This is a genomic window from Tabrizicola sp. T74, assembly GCF_057219935.1.
In genome coordinates this window covers 675,760-695,184 of sequence record NZ_JBXVVT010000001.1, presented here as the reverse complement: position 1 = coordinate 695,184, position 19,425 = coordinate 675,760, and the positions used below count along the sequence as shown (strand labels likewise).

Annotated in this window: 16 protein-coding genes; 14 read left to right on the top strand and 2 right to left on the bottom strand. The window is 64.9% G+C overall.

Translation table 11 applies throughout. The features are described 5' to 3' along the window. Positions 1–70 precede the first annotated feature (70 nt). The 8 genes from AC2EAL_RS03620 to gltB all read left to right on the top strand — a co-directional run bounded on the left by AC2EAL_RS03620 (position 71) and on the right by gltB (position 10,526). Positions 71–850, top strand: a complete 780-nt coding sequence (locus AC2EAL_RS03620) for an L-fucose dehydrogenase (protein WP_484722803.1) — start codon at positions 71–73, stop codon at positions 848–850. Between the two features lie 37 nt (positions 851–887). Continuing rightward, the gene (locus tag AC2EAL_RS03615; protein ID WP_484722802.1) at positions 888–1,628 is read left to right on the top strand and encodes an SDR family oxidoreductase; all 741 of its coding nucleotides are present in this window, start codon (positions 888–890) and stop codon (positions 1,626–1,628) included. Between the two features lie 9 nt (positions 1,629–1,637). After that, positions 1,638–2,480, top strand: coding sequence for a fumarylacetoacetate hydrolase family protein (locus AC2EAL_RS03610; RefSeq protein WP_484722801.1), 843 nt, complete (start codon positions 1,638–1,640; stop codon positions 2,478–2,480). A gap of 218 nt (positions 2,481–2,698) precedes the next feature. Continuing rightward, entirely contained in the window at positions 2,699–4,135 is a 1,437-nt protein-coding gene (locus AC2EAL_RS03605) for an NAD(P)-dependent oxidoreductase (protein ID WP_484722800.1), read from the top strand. 105 nt (positions 4,136–4,240) lie between these two features. Then, positions 4,241–4,936 carry a hypothetical protein gene (locus AC2EAL_RS03600; RefSeq protein WP_484722799.1) on the top strand — a complete coding sequence of 232 codons (696 nt, stop codon included), beginning with the start codon at positions 4,241–4,243 and terminating at the stop codon, positions 4,934–4,936. Continuing rightward, a complete protein-coding gene (locus tag AC2EAL_RS03595) occupies positions 4,926–5,369 on the top strand; it encodes a GFA family protein (protein ID WP_484722798.1) in 444 nt (147 codons plus the stop codon). The genes AC2EAL_RS03600 and AC2EAL_RS03595 overlap by 11 nt, the downstream gene beginning before the upstream one ends. Positions 5,370–5,383: 14 nt before the next feature. Beyond that, positions 5,384–5,983: a hypothetical protein gene (locus AC2EAL_RS03590; RefSeq protein WP_484722797.1), complete on the top strand. Its 600-nt coding sequence runs from the start codon at positions 5,384–5,386 to the stop codon at positions 5,981–5,983. A 4-nt stretch (positions 5,984–5,987) separates the two neighbouring features. Continuing rightward, on the top strand, positions 5,988–10,526 hold the full coding sequence (gene gltB / locus AC2EAL_RS03585; RefSeq protein WP_484722796.1) for a glutamate synthase large subunit: 4,539 nt from the start codon (positions 5,988–5,990) through the stop codon (positions 10,524–10,526). 48 nt (positions 10,527–10,574) lie between these two features. On the opposite strand, the gene mgrA is transcribed toward gltB, so the two are convergent. Continuing rightward, a complete protein-coding gene (mgrA, locus tag AC2EAL_RS03580) occupies positions 10,575–11,600 on the bottom strand; it encodes an L-glyceraldehyde 3-phosphate reductase (protein WP_484722795.1) in 1,026 nt (341 codons plus the stop codon). A gap of 86 nt (positions 11,601–11,686) precedes the next feature. Here mgrA and AC2EAL_RS03575 point away from each other — a divergent pair, with 86 nt between their 5' ends. After that, positions 11,687–12,520, top strand: coding sequence for a YihY/virulence factor BrkB family protein (locus AC2EAL_RS03575; protein WP_484722794.1), 834 nt, complete (start codon positions 11,687–11,689; stop codon positions 12,518–12,520). Here the strand turns inward: AC2EAL_RS03575 and AC2EAL_RS03570 are convergent, their stop codons facing one another. Next, complete coding sequence (locus tag AC2EAL_RS03570; protein WP_484722793.1) at positions 12,521–13,069, bottom strand: DUF4202 domain-containing protein; 549 nt, start codon at positions 13,067–13,069, stop codon at positions 12,521–12,523. A gap of 400 nt (positions 13,070–13,469) precedes the next feature. On the opposite strand from AC2EAL_RS03570, the gene urtA reads away from it, so the two are divergent. Genes urtA through urtE form a run of 5 tightly spaced genes read left to right on the top strand, consistent with a single transcriptional unit; the run spans position 13,470 to position 19,422 of the window. Continuing rightward, positions 13,470–14,756: an urea ABC transporter substrate-binding protein gene (gene urtA / locus AC2EAL_RS03565; protein WP_484722792.1), complete on the top strand. Its 1,287-nt coding sequence runs from the start codon at positions 13,470–13,472 to the stop codon at positions 14,754–14,756. A gap of 56 nt (positions 14,757–14,812) precedes the next feature. Then, entirely contained in the window at positions 14,813–16,750 is a 1,938-nt protein-coding gene (gene urtB / locus AC2EAL_RS03560) for an urea ABC transporter permease subunit UrtB (RefSeq protein WP_484722791.1), read from the top strand. 4 nt (positions 16,751–16,754) lie between these two features. Further along, positions 16,755–17,987 (top strand): urea ABC transporter permease subunit UrtC, encoded by a 1,233-nt coding sequence (gene urtC / locus AC2EAL_RS03555; RefSeq protein ID WP_484722790.1) that lies wholly within the window; start codon positions 16,755–16,757, stop codon positions 17,985–17,987. Beyond that, on the top strand, positions 17,984–18,727 hold the full coding sequence (gene urtD / locus AC2EAL_RS03550) for an urea ABC transporter ATP-binding protein UrtD (protein ID WP_484722789.1): 744 nt from the start codon (positions 17,984–17,986) through the stop codon (positions 18,725–18,727). The genes urtC and urtD overlap by 4 nt, the downstream gene beginning before the upstream one ends. After that, complete coding sequence (urtE, locus tag AC2EAL_RS03545) at positions 18,727–19,422, top strand: urea ABC transporter ATP-binding subunit UrtE (RefSeq protein ID WP_484722788.1); 696 nt, start codon at positions 18,727–18,729, stop codon at positions 19,420–19,422. Before urtD ends, urtE begins: the two co-directional genes overlap by 1 nt. The last annotated feature ends 3 nt before the right edge of the window (positions 19,423–19,425 follow it).

Below are 19,425 nucleotides of genomic sequence, written 5' to 3'. Positions count from 1 at the left end.
CGCCGATCAATGAAGTGGTCCGGTCCCGCCAACGCGGCAGGATGCGGTCTGCGAACGGGGGACGGCTGCAATGGACCTGGGGCTGGAAGGCAAGATCATCGTGGTGACTGGAGGGGCTGCGGGTATTGGTGGCGCGATTTCCGAAGACCTTGCCGCCGAAGGGGCCGTGCCCGTCATCTTTGCCCGCCGCGCGCCGGACCCGGACTGGCTGGCGGGCCTTGGGCCCCGGGCCAGCTGGGTCGAGGTGGAACTGTCCAGCGATGACCAGTGCCGCCGTGCGGTAGCAGAGACCAAGGCGCGCTATGGCTCGGTCTATGGGCTGGTGAACAATGCCGGGAGCAATGACGGGGTGGGGATCGAGGCCGGGCCTGAGGCCTTTCGCGCTTCATTGGACCGGAACCTGATCCACTACTACACGCTGGTCCATTTGTTGGCAGACGACATCAAGGCGGCGTCGGGGGCCATCGTCAACATCAGCTCCAAAACGGCGGTGACGGGGCAAGGCAATACTTCTGCCTACGTGGCCGCAAAGGCCGCCCAGCTGGGCCTGACCCGGGAATGGGCGGCGGCCCTTGCGCCGCATGGCGTGCGGGTCAATGCCGTCCTGCCCGCCGAAGTGATGACGCCGCTGTACGACCGCTGGATCCGCACCTTCGACGACCCACAGGCCAAACTGGCGGAAATCACCGCGCGCATTCCGCTTGGCCAACGCATGACCGAGGCCGCCGAGATCGCCGCGATGGTGGTTTTTGCCCTGTCGGACCGCGCGCGGCATTTGACGGGGCAATGGCTGTTCGTCGATGGCGGCTATTCGCATCTGGATCGGGCGCTGGCCGGGGTCGGCAAGTGAAGGCCCATAGGTAACTGGCCAAGGGAGGCTGTTGATCTTGTCGGAACGGTTGAAGGGAAAGCGGGTGCTGGTCACCGCTGCAGGCCAGGGGATCGGCCGCGCCAGCGCCATTGCCATGGCGCGCGAGGGTGCGCAGGTGCTGGCGACCGACATCAACGCTGCAACGCTGGAAAGCCTGGCGGAGCATGGCATTGAGACTCGGCTTCTGAACGTGCGCGATCCGGCCGAGATCGCCGCCACGGTCCAGACCGCCGGGCGCGTGGACGTGCTGTTCAACTGCGCGGGCTTTGTCGCGGGGGGGACCATCCTGGACTGCGACGATGAGCAATGGGCCTTCAGTTTCGACCTGAATGTCACGGCAATGTACCGGATGTGCCGCGCTTTCCTGCCTGGCATGATCGACCAGGGCGGCGGGTCGATCATCAACATGGCTTCGGTCGCGTCCTCGGTGATCGCCGCGCCCAACCGCTTTGTCTACGGCACCACCAAGGCCGCCGTCATCGGCCTGACCAAGGCGATCGCGGCGGATTTCGTGACCAAAGGCATCCGCTGCAACGCGATTTGTCCCGGTACGGTGGAAAGCCCCTCGCTTGAAGGTCGACTGCAGGCCACCGGCGACTACGAGGCCGCGAAGGCCGCCTTCGTAGCGCGCCAGCCCATCGGGCGGATCGCCAAGGCCGAAGAGATCGCGGCTCTGGTGGTATACCTTGCATCGGACGAGGCCTCGTATACCACGGGCGTCGCACATGTGATCGACGGCGGTTGGTCCAACATCTGAGGGAATGCGATGAAGCTTTTGCGTCACGGGACTGCGGGTTCGGAACGGCCCGGCCTTTTGCACAGCGATGGGACGATCCGCGATCTGTCGGGCCTGGTGCCCGACATTGGCGGCGGCGTCCTGTCGGATGCCGGGCTTTCGATGCTGCGGGCGGTGAAGCCAGAGACGCTGCCTGTCGTCGACCCGGCCACCCGGCTTGGCCCCTGCGTGGCGGGCACCGGGAAGTTCATCTGCATTGGGCTGAACTATGCCGATCACGCCGCGGAAAGCGGGATGGCCGTGCCGCCCGAGCCGGTGATCTTCATGAAGGCGACCAGCGCGATCTGCGGTCCGAACGACCCGATCATTATCCCGCGCGGATCGCAGAAGACCGACTGGGAGGTTGAGCTGGCGGTCATCATCGGGACCAAGGCCAAGTACGTGAGTCAGGCCGAGGCGATGGCGCATGTCGCGGGCTATGCGATCACCAACGACGTCAGCGAACGGGCCTTCCAGACGGAAAGGTCCGGCCAGTGGACCAAGGGCAAAAGCTGCGACAACTTTGGCCAGATCGGCCCTTGGCTCGTGACCCGCGACGAGGTTGCCGACCCGCAGGTGCTGGACATGTGGCTGACGGTCAACGGCGAGAAGATGCAGAACGGGTCCACCCGGACCATGGTCTATGGCGTGGCCTATCTGGTCAGCTACCTGTCGCAGTTCATGACGCTGCATCCGGGGGACGTGATCTCGACCGGGACACCGCCGGGGGTCGGGCTGGGCCAGAAGCCGCCGCGCTATCTGAAGGCGGGCGACGTCGTGGAACTTGGAATCGCGGGGCTTGGCCAGCAGAAGCAGCAGGTTATCGCTGACTGAAGTACGGGCGGCCTAAGCGGGCGGCCTGCAAGAATCGATGCCTTCCCGCAGGCTTAGGGCACATAGGTAAGCAAAAGCGACCTAAAAACTGGAAAATGGGACAACATTTCTGCCTTCTCCAGACGAAAAGCCGCATATAGGTCAACATTACTGACTTTTACTGCCTTTCGATCCGCTGTATCCAGCAGGCCCGAAGGATTCCGGTGAAAGGCGCAGCCATGGCCACGCAGAAGATGCTGAAGTTCGTCACGGTCGGCAAGGAAATGCCGGAAAAGCGTGACGCATCCTCGCGCGCGCAGGATTTCAACGAGATTTACCGGGAGTACGCCGACCGCAAGGCCGCCGAACAGGCCAGCCGCTGCAGCCAGTGCGGCGTGCCCTACTGCCAGTCGCATTGCCCGCTGCACAACAACATCCCCGACTGGCTGAAGCTGACCGCCGAGGGGCGGCTGCAGGAAGCCTACGAGATCAGCCAGGCCACCAACACCTTTCCGGAAATCTGCGGTCGCATCTGCCCGCAGGACCGGCTGTGCGAAGGCAACTGCGTCATCGAGCAGTCGGGGCACGGCACGGTCACCATCGGCTCGGTAGAGAAATACATCACCGACACGGCGTGGGAGGAAGGCTGGGTCAAGCCGATCCGCCCGCATGCGGAACGCAGCGAAAGCGTCGGCATCATCGGCGCGGGGCCGGGGGGCCTGGCGGCGGCGGACATGCTGCGGCGGCAGGGCGTGCAGGTGACGGTCTATGACCGCTACGACCGCTCGGGCGGGCTGATGACCTATGGCATTCCCGGCTTCAAGCTGGAGAAGGATGTGGTGGAGCGTCGGAACACCCAGCTGGCCGATGGTGGCGTGAACTTTGTCCTGAACTGCAACGTGGGCGAGGACATCACCTTCGACGCGATCCGCGGCCAGCATGATGCGGTGCTGATCGCCACGGGCGTCTACAAGGCGCGGGACATCGAGGCGCCGGGCGTGGGCGCGAAGGGCATCGTGAAGGCGCTGGACTACCTTACGGTGTCGAACAAGCACGGCTTTGGCGACGACGTGCCGGAGTATGAGAGCGGCGAGCTGAATGCCTCGGGCAAGCGGGTGGTGGTGATCGGCGGCGGCGACACGGCGATGGACTGCGTGCGGACGGCGATCCGGCAGGGCGCGCTTTCTGTGAAGTGCCTCTACCGTCGCGACCGGGCGAACATGCCGGGCTCGCAGCGCGAGGTGCAGAACGCGGAAGAGGAAGGCGTTGAATTCGTGTGGCTTTCCGCACCCAAGGGGTTCACCGGCGGGACGGAAGTCGAAGGCGTCATGGTGCAGAAGATGCGCCTTGGTGCCCCCGACGCGACGGGCCGCCAGACCCCCGAAATCATCGATGGCGCCGACTATGTCGAACCCGCCGACCTTGTGATCCAGGCGCTGGGCTTCGAGCCCGAGGACCTGCCGACCCTCTGGGGTGTGCCAGAGCTGAAGGTCACCCGCTGGGGCACGATCAAGGCCGATTTTCGCACGCATGAAACCAGCCTGCCCGGCGTCTATGCCGCCGGCGACATTGTGCGGGGGGCTTCGCTGGTGGTCTGGGCGATCCGCGACGGGCGCGAGGCGGCGGAGGCGATCCTATCCTACCTGAACCAGACCGGAGCAGTGGCGGCAGAGTAGGCTACACCCCGTCTACATTGCGTATGCATCCCATGCATACGCGCGTATGCGGCAGAGTAAATTAAACGTCAGGCATGTTGACCTGACTTCAGTGGTGAAACGGCGATGCGGAAGTTTCTGATCCTTGCCTGCCTGATCGCCCCGGCCGCCCCCGCGCTGGCCGGCACCTGGGACGTTCCCGCCGGTTGCACCGCTTTCCTGACCGTCCAGTCCAAGGCCTGCCGCGTCTCGCATTACTACCGTTGCGAGGCCGACAATCCGGGCGACCAGTGGCGGGTGGACCTGGATCAGGAGGGGCCGTTCTTCTATTCGAAGATCGATGCCGAGGGGCAGTGGGTCGAAAGTTACGACCCGATCAAGCAGGTGCTGGACCCGAGCCCTGCCGATCCCGCCAGCATGACGGAATTGCTTGGCGAAGGCATGGATACCTGGAGCTTCAGCCTGTCGAAAGCCGACGGGACGGGGAGCAGGGCCGAAGGCTATGACCGGCTGACCGGGAAGAACGTGCTGATCGACGGGATCACGCTGCAGGAAACCGAGGTGGATTTCACCGAGTACGACCTGACGGGCAATGTCCTGCGTCGGTCGAAGGGCAACGAATATGTCCATCCCGAGTGGCGCCTGTTCTTTGCCGGGCCGGGCGAGACCGACCTCGGTGACGGCCAGTGGTTACCGATCGACGGCTCACCCGTTCAGTTCATCTTCCCGGGGGAGGAGGGGTTCCTCTCCAGCCAGCCGCTGTATGACTGCGACGCGCTGACGGCCTCGCTGCCGGTGTGGAGGGTCAGCCATGAGCCTTGAACGGACGGGCGGATGCCTCTGCGGCGCGGTGCGGTTCACGGCGCGGCTGACGGGGACGAACTTCGGGGTGTGCCACTGCCCGATGTGCCGGAAGTGGACCGGCTCGGCCCTGCTGGGGATCACGGTTCCCGAAGGCAACGTGGAGTGGACGGGCGCGGAGCATATCGCCAAGCGCCAGTCCTCCGCTTGGGGGGAGCGGGCCTGGTGCGCGGAATGCGGGTCGGCCCTGTGGTTCCGGGTGACGGTGGAAGGGCCTTACGCGGGCAATCTGGAGCTGCCCATCGGCACGTTCGACGATGCGAACGGGCTGACCATGACGAATGAGATCTACATCGACCACAAGCCTGACAGTTACGCCTTCGCGGCGACGGATCGGCAAGTTTTGACGCGAGCGCAGTGCGTGGAGAAGTTCCCGCTTCTGGCCAGTGAATGAGGAGGTACGCAGAGATGACGCAGCTACCTTCGATTACGGCCTTCGTCCTTTCGGGCGTTTCGATCGCAGGCGGAGCTGCATCGGCGGAAGACGCTGTGACCTTCTATCTAGACGTCGCTTATCTTGCCGCTCCAACGGACTGGTGCCCTGCTGACAAGGGCGTGCCGATGACTGTGACCATGAACGGGCCGGACATCATTCGGGGGCCAGAAGACTTTCCCCGGGGCGTGACGGTCCGACGCGGAAGCGAAGTTACCTACGTAGACGGTGAGCGCACCAACTCTTTCGCTAGGGATGAAGACTTCGTCGGCCCGAATGCAGAAGTCATCGGGCGCTTTTCTGCTGAATTCCATTCCTGCTTCAGTGCGTTCGGCGGGAACAGTTCCAGCGGAACCTGGACACTTCTGGGGCTGGACGGAGTGATCGTGCAAACCGGCTCGATCGAGAACAGCTATCTGTCCTATCCGTTAAGTGTTCCGTTCTTCCGCGCTGTGACTGTGGGCGGATCATCGAAAGCCTACTACGCCAAGTTCGGCGAAGACCGACTTTTCACTGCGGCTCCACCAGTCGCCGAAACCAAACAGACCTTCCTCGCCGAGCCAGCCAAGGAGTAATGCCATGACCAAATACGATGCCGCCTGGGTGAAGGCCGAAGACGAAAAGCGCGCCTGGCTGGATGCGAACGGGCTTTACAAGACCGAGGATGAGCATTCGTCCTGCGGCGTAGGTCTGGTCGTCTCGATCTCTGGCAAGCCGTCGCGGAAGGTCGTGGAGAACGGGATCAACGCGCTGAAGGCGGTGTGGCATCGCGGCGCGGTGGATGCGGATGGCAAGACGGGCGACGGCGCGGGGATCCATGTGCAGATCCCGGTCAGGTTCTTCTATGACCAGGTGCGGCGGACGGGGCATGAGCCGGACGTCCACAAGCTGATCGCTGTTGGCCAGGTCTTCCTGCCGCGGACGGACTTTGGTGCTCAGGAACGCTGCCGGACCATCGTGGAGACCGAGGTCCTGCGGATGGGGCATTACATCTACGGCTGGCGGCATGTGCCGGTGGATGTGTCGGTGCTGGGCGACAAGGCCAATGCGACGCGGCCGGAGATCGAGCAGATCCTGATCCGCTGCGAGAAGGACATCGACCAGGAGCAGTTCGAGCGCGAGCTGTATATCATCCGGCGGCGGATCGAGAAGGCGGCGACGGCGGCGGGCATCCAGGGGATGTATCTGTGTTCGTTGTCGTGCCGGTCGATCATCTACAAGGGGATGATGCTGGCCGAGCAGGTGTCGACCTTCTACCCGGACCTCTTGGACGAGCGGTTCGAGAGCGCCTTCGCGATCTACCACCAGCGCTATTCGACGAACACCTTCCCGCAGTGGTGGCTGGCGCAGCCCTTCCGGATGCTCGCGCACAACGGCGAGATCAACACGCTGAAGGGCAACGTCAACTGGATGAAGTCCCACGAAATCCGCATGGCGTCGAACAACTTCGGCGAGGCGGCCGAGGACATCAAGCCGATCATTCCGGGCGGGACGTCGGACTCGGGCGCGCTGGATGCGGTGTTCGAGGTGCTGGTGCGGTCGGGGCGGTCGGCGCCGATGGCCAAGACGATGCTGGTGCCGGAGGCCTGGTCGAAGCAGACGGTGAACATGCCCAAGGCCTGGGCGGACATGTATTCCTACTGCAACTCGGTCATCGAGCCGTGGGACGGTCCGGCGGCCTTGGCGATGACGGACGGGCGCTGGGTTTGCGGCGGGCTGGACCGGAACGGTCTGCGGCCGATGCGCTATGTCATCACCGGGGACGGGATGCTGATCGCTGGGTCGGAAGCCGGGATGGTGCCGGTGGATGAATCGACCGTCCGCGAGAAGGGGGCGCTGGGGCCGGGGCAGATGATCGCGGTCGATATGGTGGAGGGGAAGCTCTACCACGATGTCGAGATGAAGGACAAACTGGCCGCCGCCCAGCCCTATGGCGAGTGGGTGGGCAAGATCGTCGACCTGAATAGCCTTTTGCGCGACATCCCCGAGACGCAGACCTTTACCGGCGGCGACCTGCGCAAGCGGCAAATCGCGGCGGGGTTCACCATCGAGGAGCTGGAGCAGGTCCTGGCGCCGATGGCCGAGGACGGGAAGGAAATGGTCGCCTCGATGGGCGATGACACGCCGCCTGCGGTGCTGTCGTCGGTCTACCGGCCGCTGTCGCATTACTTCCGGCAGAACTTCAGCCAGGTGACGAACCCGCCCATCGACTCGCTTCGCGAAGGCCGCGTGATGTCCTTGAAGACGCGCTTCGGCAATCTGCGGAACGTGCTGGACGAGAACAACAGCCAGACGGAAATCCTGGTCCTGGAAAGCCCCTTCATCGCGAACCGTGAGTTCGACGTGATGGTGCAGCGCTTTGGCGACCAGGTGGCGTTCATCGACTGCACCTTCCCGGTGGGCGAGGGGCTGGATGACCTGCGGCAGGGGCTGGAGCGGATTCGGGCCGAGGCCGAGGATGCCGTGCGGTCGGGCGCGGGGCAGCTGGTCCTGACGGATGAGCATCAGGGGCCGGAGAAGGTGGGGATGCCGATGATCCTCGCCACGTCTGCGGTGCACAGCTGGCTGACGCGGAAGGGCCTGCGGACGTTCTGTTCAATCAACGTGCGGTCGGCGGAGTGCATCGACCCGCATTACTTTGCCGTGCTGATCGGGTCGGGCGCGACCACGGTGAACCCGTATCTGGCGCAGGATTCCATCGCCGACCGGATCGACCGGGGGCTGCTGGATGGCTCGCTGACCGATGCGATGCGGCGGTATCGGGATGCCATCGACGCAGGGCTCTTGAAGATCATGTCGAAGATGGGGATCTCGGTGATCTCCAGCTATCGCGGGGGTCTGAATTTCGAGGCGGTGGGTCTGTCCCGCGCGATGGTGGCTGAATACTTCCCCGGCATGCAGTCGCGCATTTCGGGGATCGGCCTGACGGGCGTGGAGCAGAAGCTGGAGGAGGTCCACAAGCGCGGCTGGCTGGGTGGGGCGGACGTGCTGCCCATCGGCGGCTTCTACAAGGCGCGGCGGTCGGGCGAGAAGCATGCCTGGGAAGCGCAGACGATGCACATGCTGCAATCGGCCTGTGACCGGGCGAGCTATGACATCTGGAAGCAGTATTCCGCCGCGATGCGGGCGAACCCGCCGATCCATCTGCGCGACCTTCTGGACATCAAGGCGCTGGGCAAGCCGGTGCCGATCGAGGAGGTGGAGAGCATCACCTCGATCCGCAAGCGGTTCGTGACGCCGGGGATGTCGCTGGGGGCGCTGTCTCCGGAAGCGCACAAGACGCTGAACGTGGCGATGAACCGGATTGGGGCGAAGTCCGACAGCGGCGAAGGTGGTGAGGACCCGGCGCATTTCACGCCGGAGCCGAACGGGGACAACCCCAGCGCCAAGATCAAGCAGGTGGCCTCGGGGCGCTTTGGCGTGACGGCGGAATACCTGAACGCCTGCGAGGAGCTGGAGATCAAGGTGGCCCAGGGCGCGAAGCCCGGTGAGGGCGGCCAGCTGCCGGGGATGAAGGTCACGGCGCTGATCGCGCGGCTGCGGCATTCGACGCCGGGGGTGACGCTGATCAGCCCGCCGCCGCACCACGACATCTATTCGATCGAGGACCTGGCGCAGCTGATCTACGACCTGAAGCAGATCAACCCGCGCGCCAAGGTGACGGTGAAGCTGGTGTCGTCGTCGGGTGTGGGCACGATTGCGGCGGGCGTGGCGAAGGCCAAGGCCGACGTGATCCTGATCTCGGGCCACAACGGCGGGACGGGGGCTTCGCCCGCGACGTCGATCAAGTACGCTGGCCTGCCGTGGGAGATGGGCCTGACCGAGGCGCATCAGGTGCTGGCGATGAACAACCTGCGTGAGCGGGTGACGCTGCGCACGGACGGCGGGCTGCGGACCGGCCGGGATATCGTGATGGCGGCGATGATGGGGGCCGAGGAGTATGGGATCGGCACCGCCGCCCTGATCGCGATGGGCTGCATCATGGTGCGCCAGTGCCAGTCGAACACTTGCCCGGTGGGCGTCTGCACGCAGGACGAACGGCTGCGGGCGAAGTTCACCGGCAGCGCGGACAAGGTGGTGAACCTGATCACCTTCTACGCCCAGGAAGTGCGGGAAATCCTCGCGTCGATTGGCGCGCGGTCGATGGATGAGATCATCGGGCGGGCCGATCTGCTGACTCAGGTCAGCCGCGGGGCGGCCAACCTCGATGACCTCGACCTGAACCCGATGCTGATCAGCGTCGATGGGGCGCGGGCGATCACCTATGACCGGTCGAAGCCACGCAATGCCGTTCCGGACACGCTCGACGCCGACATCATCCGCGACGGACATCGGTTCTTTGAGGATGGCGAGAAAATGCAGCTGTCCTACGCGGTGCGGAACACTTTGCGGACCATCGGGACGCGGGCGTCGAGCCATATCGTCAAGAAGTTCGGCATGCGGAACGCGCTGCAGCCTGACCATCTGACGGTGAAGCTGACCGGGTCTTGCGGGCAGTCGCTGGGCGCGTTCAGCGTCCGGGGGCTGAAGCTGGAAGTGCAGGGTGACGCCAACGACTATGTCGGCAAGGGCCTGTCGGGCGGCACGATCACGGTGCGGCCGCTGATGTCCTCGCCGCTGAAGGCGGAGGAGAACACGATCATCGGGAATACTGTGCTGTATGGGGCTACCGATGGGTTCCTGTTTGCCTCGGGTCGGGCCGGGGAGCGGTTCGCGGTGCGGAATTCTGGCGCTTCGGTTGTGGTGGAAGGCTGCGGGTCGAACGGGTGTGAATACATGACCGGCGGCGTGGCGGTCATCCTGGGCCGGATTGGCGCGAACTTCGGGGCGGGGATGACGGGCGGGATGGCCTATGTCTACGATCCCGAGGGCGTGGCCGAGGACTTCATGAACCTGGAGTCGATTCTGACCTGCGCGGTGGAGCATCCGCACTGGGAGATGCAGCTGAAGGGCCTGATCCAGCGCCACCTGGATGAGACCGGCAGCCGGATCGCCGAACGGATCCTCGCGAACTGGGACCGCGAGCGGCTGAACTTCCTTCAGGTCTGCCCCAAGGAGATGGTGGACCGCCTGCCCTATCCGCTGTCGGACGAGGTGGCGAAGGTTCCCGCCGAGTGAATGAGAGACAGGCCCCGGAGATGATCCGGGGCCTTTTCGCATTGGGACTCAGTCCTCGGAGGAGCGGGCCCAGAGGTTGATGTCCTTTTCCTCGGAGATGGCGTCGATCCGGGCCAGTTCGTCGGCGGTGAAGTCCAGTTTCTCCAAAGCGCCAACGCAGTCGACAACCTGCTCGGGTTTTGAGGCGCCGATCAGGGCGCTGGTGATGCCGCCATTGCGCAGCACCCAGGCCAGCGCCATCTGAGCGAGGGTCTGGCCGCGGGCGGCGGCCATGTCGTTCAGCTTCTTCACCGAGCCGATGGCCTTTTCCACCACGGACGGATGCAGGGACTTGTCTTGGGTGGCGCGGCTGCCAGCGGGGATGCCGTTCAGGTACTTGTTGGTCAGGATGCCCTGCGCGAGGGGCACGAAGGCGATGGAGCCGACGCCCAGTTCCTTCAGTGTGTCCTTCAGACCGTCGGTTTCGACCCAGCGGTTCAGGATGTTGTAGCTGGGCTGGTGGATCAGCAGCGGAGTTCCCAAGTCTTTCAGGATCGCCACCGCCTCGCGCGTGCGCTGGGAGTTGTAGCTGGAGATGCCGATGTACTGCGCGCGACCGGAGCGGACGATGTGGTCGAGGGCACCCATGGTTTCCTCTAAGGGCGTGTCCGGGTCGAAGCGGTGGGAATAGAAGATGTCGACATAGTCGAGGCCCATGCGCTTCAGCGACTGGTCGCAGGAGGCGATGACGTATTTCCGGCTGCCCCATTCACCGTAGGGGCCGTCCCACATCAGGTAGCCGGCCTTGGAGGAGATGATGAGTTCGTCGCGCAGGGAGCGGAAATCGGTCTTGAGGAGTTCGCCGAAGGCCTCCTCGGCGCTGCCGGGCGGGGGGCCGTAGTTGTTGGCGAGGTCGAAATGGGTGATGCCAAGGTCAAAGGCGGTGCAGCAGATCGCCTGTTTGGTTGCGTGCGGTGTGTCGTGGCCGAAGTTGTGCCAGAGGCCGAGGCTGATTGCCGGAAGCTTGAGGCCGGAGTTGCCGCAGCGGTTGTAGATCATCCGGCCGTAACGGTCGGGGTTCGGGATATAGCTCATGGGGGTCCTCCTGTTGGCGCTATCATGCGCCGGGCATGGGGCGGCTTCAAGTTGCGCAGGAGGGGATTCCGGGGGATGCTGGCGGCATGAGACAGCTTCGGCAGGTCTGGGATTTCATCGTGGCGGTCTGGCTGCGCGTCGGTGACGGCCATTTCGGCCTGATCGCCGCCGGAGTTGCTTTCTTTGCCATGTTCGCTGTCTTCCCCGGTCTCGCGGCCGCCGTGGCGGTCTGGGGGATGTTCGCGGACCCTGGCGTGATCCAGGGCTATCTGGTGGTAGCCGAACGGTTCCTGCCGCCCGAAGCGGGGACGCTGATCCATGACCAGGTGATGGGCTTGATCACAGCGCCGAAGTCGGCCCTGCAATGGACCACGATCCTGTCGCTGGCGATTGCGCTGTATTCCGCGCGGGCGGGGGTTTCGGCGCTGGTGCAGGGGCTGGACGTGGTGCACCGGTCCAAGCCTCGGAGTTGGCTGAAAGGATGGGCGGTGGACTTCGTGCTGACCGTCGCGCTGATCGGGGCGCTGTTCGTCGCTCTGGTCACTGTCGTGGTCGTTCCGATCCTTCTCAGCTACGTGACTTTCGGCACCTTCGAGGCCTGGCTGACCAAGGTCCTGCCCTGGGGGGCGATGTTCCTGCTGGTGGTGACCTGCCTGTCGATCCTGTACCGGTTCGGCCCCAATGTGCCGGGCGGGTTCCGCAGCCCCTGGATCACCGTGGGGGTGCTGGTCGCCGCGCTGGCCTGGGCCGGGGTGTCGATCGGGTTTTCGATCTACTTGTCGAACTTCAACAGCTACAACGCCATCTACGGGTCCATCGGCGCGGTCATCATCCTGATGATGTGGCTGTACCTGAGTGTCTGGGCCGTCCTGTTGGGCGGGGCGATCAACGCGGAACTGGACGCGCGGCTGCGGCGCTGATCAGGCAGGGCGGAAGGCTTGGGCCAGAGCCTCGGGCAGGGGGAATTCGGCCAGAACCCGGGTGCGAGCGGCCTCGGACATCTTGCGCGCGGTCTTCTGGACGATGTCCAGCACTTGCGCCTCTTCGTGCTTGGCCGCGAAATCGGCGAAATACCAGCGCAGAAAGACAAAGCAGATCACATCCTCCAGCGCCTGCACCTCGGGGTCGCGCTTGATGCCTTCCTTGCGGAGCAGCACACCCACCCGGTCGCAGTCCTCCGCAGGATAGCCCGAGGCGGCCATGATCCCCGCCACGCGCTGGGCATGGCGGCGGCCCTGTTCGCGGCGCCAGTCCAGATAGCCCGCCTTGCCCTCCGGGTAGTCCGACCGCGGCAGAAGCCAGCGTTCGACATGCTGGCCGCGCGCCGCGATCTGCAACACGTCCGAGGCCTGGGGGAACAGCCGAGACAGCTCGGCCGTCATTCGTTCGCCGTAGGCCAGCGCCTCGCCCTTGGGGTCGGCGGCGTTTGCCGCGTCGATTTGTGCAAGCGCTGTCTGCAGCCTGTCCATGGTGGAAGTCCCGTCGTCTGATCCGTTTCGCCTGGCGCGAGTCTGACCCCGGATGCGGCGTTGCGCAACCATTCCGAATCCGGTTCCAGCGGCTGAAAACCGGGCAGTTCGTCGCCCCGAACCGCCCTGCAGACCCGGTCCTGCCTCTGCACTCTGCCCATTTCTGCACCGCAGCAAAGTGAGTCAGCCCCATTTTTGGGCATCTCACCCCGATTGCCGCATTTCCGGGCTGGCCGCACCGGGCAGGATTTGCCGGGTGCCGCCTGCGCCGATCATCTCTGTCTCTGACGCGGGGGAAACCATCGCGCCTTGTCCGCCTAGCGGGGTAACCAGCTGCCCGGGATCGTCCCGTCCACTGCCGGACGGACAGCCACGGAAAGCCCAAACGGGGAAAGTCCTGATGAAACTCAACAGACGTGCACTTCTTGCTTCCGGTATCGCTGCCCTTGCCTTGCCGCGCGTGACCTTCGCGCAGGCCGAGACGATCAAGGTCGGCGTCCTGCATTCGCTGTCCGGGACGATGGCGATTTCGGAAACCACGCTGAAAGACACCATGCTGATGCTGATCGAGCAGCAGAACGCCAAGGGCGGGCTGCTGGGCAAGCAGCTTGAGGCGGTCGTTGTCGACCCGGCTTCGGACTGGCCGCTGTTTGCGGAAAAGGCGCGGGAACTCCTGACCGTGTCGAAGTGCGACGTGATGTTCGGCTGCTGGACGTCCGTGTCCCGCAAATCCGTCCTGCCGGTCATTGAGGAACTGAACGGCCTGCTGTTCTACCCGGTCCAGTACGAGGGCGAGGAATCGTCGAAGAACGTGTTCTACACCGGCGCCGCGCCGAACCAGCAGGCGATCCCGGCAGTGGACTATTACCTGAACGAGCTTGGCGTGCAGAAGTTCGCGCTGCTCGGCACCGACTATGTCTACCCGCGCACCACGAACAACATCCTGGAGGCCTACCTGATCTCGAAAGGCATCCCGAAGGAAGACATCTTCGTCAACTACACCCCGTTCGGCCATTCGGACTGGTCGAAGATCGTGTCGGACGTCGTGGCGCTGGGTGCGGACGGCAAGAAGGTCGGCGTCATCTCGACCATCAACGGCGATGCGAACATCGGCTTCTACAAGGAACTGGCCGCTGCCGGCGTTTCGGCTGACACCCTGCCGGTCGTCGCCTTCTCGGTCGGTGAGGAAGAGCTGTCGGGCCTCGACACCTCGAACCTCGTCGGCCACCTGGCCGCCTGGAACTACTTCATGTCGGCCGACACCCCGGAGAACGCCAAGTTCATCGCCGACTGGAAAGCCTTCATCAAGGACGACAAGCGCGTGACGAACGACCCGATGGAAGCGCACTACATCGGCTTCAACATGTGGGTGAACGCGGTGACCGAGGCAGGGACGACCGCCGTCGATCCGGTGCGCGAAAAGATGTGGGGCCAGAAGTTCCCGAACCTGACCGGGGGCATCGCCGAGATGCTGCCGAACCACCACCTCACGAAGCCGGTGCTGATTGGCGAAATCCGCGCCGACGGTCAGTTCGACATCATCAGCCAGACCGAGCCGGTCCCGGGCGATGCCTGGACCGACTTCCTGCCGGAATCGGCGGTGCTCGATGCCAACTGGAAGGATCTCCAGTGCGGCATGTACAACACCGAAACCAAGACCTGCGTCCAGCTGACCTCGAACTACTGACGCAACGGCGGGAGGGGTCTGTCCCCTCCCGCACCTTCCTTTCCCCCGGACATCCCATGCGCCTGACCGCCCTCCTGTTTGCGGCCATCCTCTGGCTTCTGCCCGGCCTCGCCCTTGCCCAGACGGCGGCCGAAATTGTTGCGCAGAACCGCGACCAGATCGAAAAGCCCTCGCGCCAGACGATCGGCCCGGTGATCGCCGAGCTTGCGGGCAGCGGCGATGCGATGGCTGATGACATCCTGTCGGCCTGGGCCGACAAGCGGCTGGTGATCCGCAAGGCGGACGATGCGATGTTCGTGGCGGTGCCCGAGGGCGACGGCTTTGCCCTGACGGCGCTGGACGGTACGCCTGCCGGGACCGCTGCAAAGGGAGACCTGACCGAGCTGAAACCCAATGCCGGGGTGCGCGGGCTGATCGAGACGGCGCTGGTGCAGTTCACCCTGTCGGACCCCGACCCCGCGCGACGGGCCGAGGCGCTTACCTCGATCGCCCGCGACCCGACGGCCGAGGCGCTGGAGCCTCTGCGGGCATCATTGGCGACGGAAGAGGACCCCGCCCTGAAGGCGCAGAAGGAGCGGTTGGAGCGGTTCCTGACCCTGCGCTTTGACCCCGATCCCGCGGCCCGCATCGCCGCCATCGACAGCCTGTCCGGCGACATCTCGCTGGACACCCGCGCCGCGCTGAACCCGCTGGTGACCAGCAGCCGCGCGGCGTTTCGCGGCGATCCGGCCGGCAACGTCGCCCGTGAGCTGCAGATTGGCCGCGACCTGACCGAGGCCGAAGCTTATGACTTGCTGGTCGCCGCGAGCCTTGCCCCCGCCCGCCTGACGCTGGAAGAACAGAGTGCGGCGCTGGTGGCGAATGTGGCGGACGGCAGTGTGGGTGGCATACCGGTGGCCGAGCTGAACACGCAAAAGGCCCGCGACCGGGCCTACACGGCACTGGAGGTTGCAGGCACCGTCCCCACGGCCGCGACCGATGACGAGGTCGCCGCTGCGCTGGCAACGCACCGCTTTTTCGAGATCTACGCCGAGCCTGACGCCAATGTGACCCTTGCCGCGACCGCCGCGCTGGAAAGCATCGACCGCAAAGTCGCAGCGATGCAGGCAGCCGACCTGGGGCTGGATGCCCTGTCGTTGGCCGCGATCTACTTCCTGGCCGCCATCGGCCTTGCCATCACCTTCGGCGTGATGGGCGTGATCAACATGGCGCATGGCGAGTTCATCACCATCGGCGCCTACACCGGCTTTGTCGTCCAGCTGTTCGTGCCCGACTACACGCTGTCGATCTTGATCGCATTGCCGCTGGCCTTCGCCGTCACCTTCGGCGCGGGGGTCGCGATGGAGCGCCTTGTCATCCGCCACCTGTACAAGCGCCCCTTGGAGACGCTGCTTGCGACCTTCGGCATCTCGATCGCGCTGCAACAGATCCTCAAGAACGTCTTCGGCACCCAAGCCCGCCCGTTGACCGCGCCCGGCTGGCTGGACGGGGCGCTGACGTTCAACGATGTCGTCTCGATCAGCTACATCCGCATCGCGATCTTCGTGCTGGCGCTGATCTTCCTCGCGTTCTTCCTGTACCTGATGAAGCGTACTCGCCTGGGTCTTGAAGTCCGCGCGGTGACGCAGAACCCGGCGATGGCAGCCAGCATGGGCATCAACCCGGACCGCATCAACATGCTGACCTTCGGCCTCGGCTCCGGCATCGCAGGTATCGCCGGGGTCGCCATTGGGCTTTACGCCAAGGTCACCTCGGAAATGGGTGCGGACTACATCGTGCAAAGCTTCATGACCGTGGTCGTGGGCGGTGTGGGCAACGTCTGGGGCACGCTGGCCGGGGCCACCATGATCGGGTCCTTGCAGAAGGTGATCGAGTTCCTGAACCCCTCGAACACCCTCGCGGCCCAGACCTACATGATCCTCTTCATCATCCTGTTCATCCAGTTCCGGCCGCGCGGGATCATCGCGCTGCGTGGCCGCGCGGCGGGGGATTGACGCCATGACCCGCAGCTTCTTTGCCCGGAACCCCTCGGCCCTGGTCTTCATCGCCTGTCTGGCGGTGTTCACCCTGGTCGTCACCCTGATGTCCGAGGCGTACGGGCCGGGCGTCATCTCGACCTCTTTCGTCAAGACGTTGGGCAAGACGCTGTGCTTGTGCCTGGTCGCCCTCGCGATGGACCTGATCTGGGGTTATGCGGGCATCCTGAGCCTTGGCCATATGGCGTTCTTTGCCCTCGGCGGCTACATGATCGGCATGTGGCTGATGTATGCCCGGACCGAGGAGATCGTGGTCACGGCGCTGGCGCAAGGCGGCCTTCCCGCCACGCCGGAAGAGGTGAGCCAGGGCATCGCCACGCAGATCTTCGGGGTCGTGGGATCGTCGGAGCTGCCCGCGATCTGGAGCTTTGCCCACTCTCTGCCCCTGCAACTGATCCTGGCGCTGGCGGTCCCGGGGCTGCTGGCGCTGGTCTTCGGTTGGCTGGCCTTCCGCAGCCGGGTGACGGGGGTCTACCTGTCGATCCTGACCCAGGCGATGACGCTGGCGCTGGCGCTGTACCTGTTCCAGAACGACAGCGGCCTGCGTGGGAACAACGGGTTATCGGGGCTGCAGAACCTGCCGGGCCTTGGGGGTGTTTCGCAGGACCTGATCTCGATCTGGTTCTTCTGGGCCTCGGCCGTGGCGCTGGGCCTTGGCTATCTGACGCTGAACTGGATCGTCTCGGGCAAGTTCGGCAGCGTGATCCGGGCTATCCGCGATGACGAGGCGCGGGTGCGGTTCCTGGGCTATCCGGTCGAGACGTACAAGCTGTTCGTCTTCACCCTGACCGCGATCATCGCGGCTCTGGCGGGGGTCCTTTACTACCCGCAAGCGGGCATCATCAACCCGGCGGAGCTGGCGCCCATCGCCTCGATCTACCTTGCCGTCTGGGTCGCCATCGGCGGGCGTGGCCGACTGTACGGGGCGGTTATCGGGGCGGCTTTCGTGTCGTTGCTCTCGTCGCTCTTCACCTCCGGTCGCCTGCCGGACATCCCCCTGGGGCCGGTCAGCCTGAATTGGGTCGACTGGTGGCTTGTCATCCTGGGCCTGTCCTTCGTCGCGGTTACCCTGCTGGCCCCGAAGGGCATCGGTGGACTGTTTGACCGGTTCCAGCGCATCGGCACGCCCGACCGCAAGGGCGCGCCGCTTGGGCCGGATGACGGCAGCCTGCAGGAACAGGAGGCGCAGAAGTGACGGCTCTCCTTGAGGTGTCCGGCGTTTCCGTCACCTTCGACGGCTTTCGCGCGATCAACAACCTGTCCTTCGAGATCGGCCCGACCGAGCTGCGCGCCATCATCGGGCCGAACGGCGCGGGCAAGACGACTTTCATGGACATCGTCACCGGCAAGACCCGGCCCGACAGCGGCAGCGTGACCTTCGGCGAACGCTCGATCCCGCTGATCGGGATGAACGAGGCGCGCATCGCCCGCGAAGGCATTGGTCGCAAGTTCCAGCGCCCGACGGTGTTCGAGGACCAGACGGTCGAAGCGAACCTGATCCTGGCGCTGAAGGCCAATCGCAGCCCCTGGGCCGTGCTGTTCTGGAAGCCGAAGGCCGCCGACATGACGAGGGTGCGCGAGCTGGCCGAGGAGGTGGGCCTGGCCGACCACCTGCACCGCAAGTCCGGAGAGCTGAGCCACGGCCAGAAGCAGTGGCTGGAGATCGCCATGCTGCTGGCGCAGGAGCCTCGGCTGCTGCTGGTCGACGAACCTGCCGCCGGGATGACCCCTGCGGAACGCGAGCAGACGACGACCCTGCTGGTGAACCTCGCCAAGACCCGCGCGGTGGTCGTGGTGGAGCACGACATGGAATTCATCCGCCGCCTGAACTGCCGGGTGACCGTGCTGCACGAAGGCAGCGTCCTGGCCGAGGGCTCGCTTGATCACGTCACCCGCGATCCGCAAGTGATCGCCGTCTACCTGGGGCGCGGCTGATGCTGTCTACCACTGGACTTACCCTGCACTACGGCGGGAGCCAGATCCTGCACGGCATCGACTTTGCCGCGAAGGCGGGCGAGGTGACCTGCATCATGGGCCCGAACGGCGTCGGCAAGACGTCCTTCCTGAAAGCCCTGGCCGGGACGCACCCCCGGTCAGGCGGGACGGTGACGCTGGGCGACGAAACCCTGCCCGTGAGCCGCCCTCAGGACATGGCCCGGCGGGGGCTTTCGGTGGTGCCGCAGGGGCGGATGATCTTTCCGCTGCTGACCGTCCGCGAGAATCTGGAAACCGCCTTTGCGGTGTTGCCGAAGGCGCAGCATCAGATCCCGGAGGAGGTCTTCACCCTGTTCCCGATCCTGAAGTCCTTCCTGAACCGGCGTGGCGGGGACCTGTCGGGTGGCCAGCAGCAGCAGCTTGCCATTGCCCGGGCATTGATCATGCAGCCGAAGGTGTTGCTCTTGGATGAGCCCACCGAGGGCATCCAGCCCAACATCATCCAGCAGATCGGCGAGGTGATCGACTACCTGAAAGCCAAGGGCACTATGGCAGTGGTGCTGGTCGAGCAGTATTTCGACTTCGCCTGGGCCCGGGCCGATCAGGTCTATGTCTTCCGGCGCGGCGCAGTGGCGCTGGAGGGGCGGAAGGACGCGCTGGACAAGGCGGTGCTGCACCGCGAGGTCTCGGTCTGAGCT